This is a genomic window from Microbacterium sp. Bi128 (assembly GCF_918698205.1).
In genome coordinates this window covers 1-2510 of sequence record NZ_CAKKMM010000738.1, presented here as the reverse complement: position 1 = coordinate 2510, position 2510 = coordinate 1, and the positions used below count along the sequence as shown (strand labels likewise).

At 69.3% G+C, this 2510-nt stretch carries 2 protein-coding genes; one reads left to right on the top strand and one right to left on the bottom strand.

Annotation, left to right across the window (positions count from 1 at the left end):
• A partial coding sequence (locus LQV45_RS25600) for a chorismate-binding protein (protein WP_230009443.1) occupies positions 1–1037 on the bottom strand: 1037 nt, incomplete at its 3' end.
• 203 nt (positions 1038–1240) lie between these two features.
• Here LQV45_RS25600 and ispG point away from each other — a divergent pair.
• A complete protein-coding gene (ispG, locus tag LQV45_RS25595; RefSeq protein WP_230009442.1) occupies positions 1241–2392 on the top strand; it encodes a flavodoxin-dependent (E)-4-hydroxy-3-methylbut-2-enyl-diphosphate synthase in 1152 nt (383 codons plus the stop codon).
• Positions 2393–2510: the final 118 nt, after the last annotated feature.

Below are 2510 nucleotides of genomic sequence, written 5' to 3'. Positions count from 1 at the left end.
GTGCGAATGAGGATCGGGGCGTCGAGGTCGTGGGTCACGCCCTCCGCGGCACCGTTGGGCGTGAACAGGGCGGCGACGCCGGAGTAGTAGCCGCGCGGCGTCGTCTCGTGGCGGGCGATCACGGTGCAGGCGTTCTGCATCGGCGACCCGGTGACGGTCGGGGCGAACATCGTCTCGCGGAGGATGTCGCGCGGGTCGAGCGTGCTGCGCCCGCGCAGCATGTACTCGGTGTGCGTCAGCCGCGACATCTCCTTGAGGTGCGGGCCGGTGATGCGCCCGCCGTCGCTGCAGACGGCGCTCATCATCTTCAGCTCCTCGTCGACGACCATGAAGAGCTCCTCGGTCTCTTTGGTCGATCGCAGGAACTCCGCGAGCGTGTCCGCCGTGGCGCCGCCCTGTGGGTGGCGGAACGTACCCGAGATGGGGTTCATCGTCACGATGCCCTCGCGGGCGCTCACGTGCGCCTCGGGGCTCGCGCCGACCGCGACGTGAGCGGGGGTCACGACCGCGAAGGTCCAGTACGCGCCCTTCTCGTGCTCGAGCAGCGCCCGGAACCACGTCAGCGCGGCCACGCGCGGGTCGGCCTGGACTCCGGCGACGAAATCGCGACGGATGACGAAGTTCGCCCCCTCGCCGCGCCCGATCTCGTCCGCGATCACCCGCCGGACGATGTCGGCGTAGGCCTCGTCGTCGATGTCGAACCCGGCGCCGTCGAGCGCCACGGGCTCGGATGGGAGGGATGCCAGGACTTCGGCGCGGGGGAGCGGCATCCGCTCGTCGATCACGAGGCAGCGCAGCGGTGCGCCGTCGTCGTGGCAGACGAAGCCGCGCTCGCGGACCTGTCGGAACGGCACGAGGGCCAGAACCTCGCGGGGCGCGCCGTCGCCGTCGATCAGCGGGATGTCGGCGAGGAGGTCGACGTCGACGACGGTGCCGGTGAGCACCTCGACGGTCGCCTCGTCGCGCGCGATGAGCGCGAACGGCGCGTCACCGGCGAGCAGGTCGTGGATCAGGGAGGAGGGGTCGGGCCCGGTCATCGAAGTACTTCCGTCTGAGATCGAGGGTCCAAAGCGGCCGCCGGAAACACGAAGACCGCCCGGATCCCGAGGGAGGGCGGTCTGTCGCACACGTGCTCACCGCCTAGACGGTGGGCCACCAGCAGGTATACGCGTGCATGGCGCCGAACCTATCACAGAGCGCCCTCAGCCCTCGCTCGGGCGCGGCGGCGTAGGCTGGGCGCGTGCCTGCAGTGAACATCGGGATGCCCCGCGTACCGGAGGTCCTCGCTCCCCGTCGAAAGACGCGCCAGATCAAGGTCGGCAAGGTCCTCGTCGGCGGTGACGCCCCCGTCAGCGTCCAGTCGATGACGACGACGCCGACGACCAACATCAACGCCACCCTGCAGCAGATCGCCGAGCTCACGGCATCCGGCTGCGAGATCGTGCGCGTGGCGGTGCCGTCGCAGGACGACGCCGACGTGCTGCACATCATCGCGAAGAAGAGCCAGATCCCGGTCATCGCCGACATCCACTTCCAGCCGAAGTACGTCTTCCAGGCGATCGACGCCGGGTGCGGCGCGGTGCGTGTGAACCCGGGCAACATCCGCAAGTTCGACGACCAGGTCGGCTCGATCGCCGCCGCGGCCAAGGCCGCGGGCGTCTCGCTCCGCATCGGCGTCAACGCGGGTTCGCTCGATCGTCGCCTGCTCGAGAAGTACGGCAAGGCCACGCCCGAGGCGCTCGTCGAGAGCGCCGTGTGGGAGGCCTCGCTGTTCGAGGAGCACGATTTCCACGACTTCAAGATCTCGGTCAAGCACAACGACCCGATCGTGATGGTCAAGGCCTACCGTCTGCTCGCCGAGCGCGGCGACTGGCCCCTGCACCTCGGTGTGACCGAGGCGGGACCGGCGTTCCAGGGCACGATCAAGAGCGCCACCGCGTTCGGCATCCTGCTCTCCGAGGGCATCGGTGACACGATCCGCGTCTCGCTCTCGGCGCCGCCGGCCGAAGAGGTCAAGGTCGGGCATCAGATCCTGCAGTCGTTGAACCTGCGCGAGCGCAAGCTCGAGATCGTCTCGTGCCCGTCGTGCGGTCGTGCCCAGGTCGACGTCTACACGCTCGCCGACGACGTCACCGAGGGACTCAAGGACATGACGGTTCCGTTGCGCGTGGCCGTCATGGGCTGCGTCGTCAACGGTCCGGGCGAGGCGCGCGAAGCCGACCTCGGCGTCGCCTCGGGCAACGGCAAGGGACAGATCTTCGTCAAGGGTCAGGTCATCAAGACCGTGCCCGAGGCCGAGATCGTGCAGACCCTCATCGAAGAGGCCAACCGCCTCGCCGACGAGATGGGCCCGGATGCCGCTCCCGGCACGGCCCAGGTCGTCACCGTCTGACCCGACCCGCTAGCGTCGGAGTCTCCATGACTTCGACCGCCTCCCTCGCCCGCCCGCTCGTCTCGGGCGTCGTCACCGCGCTCGTCGGCTTCACCAGCACGTTCGCCGTCGTCCTCAC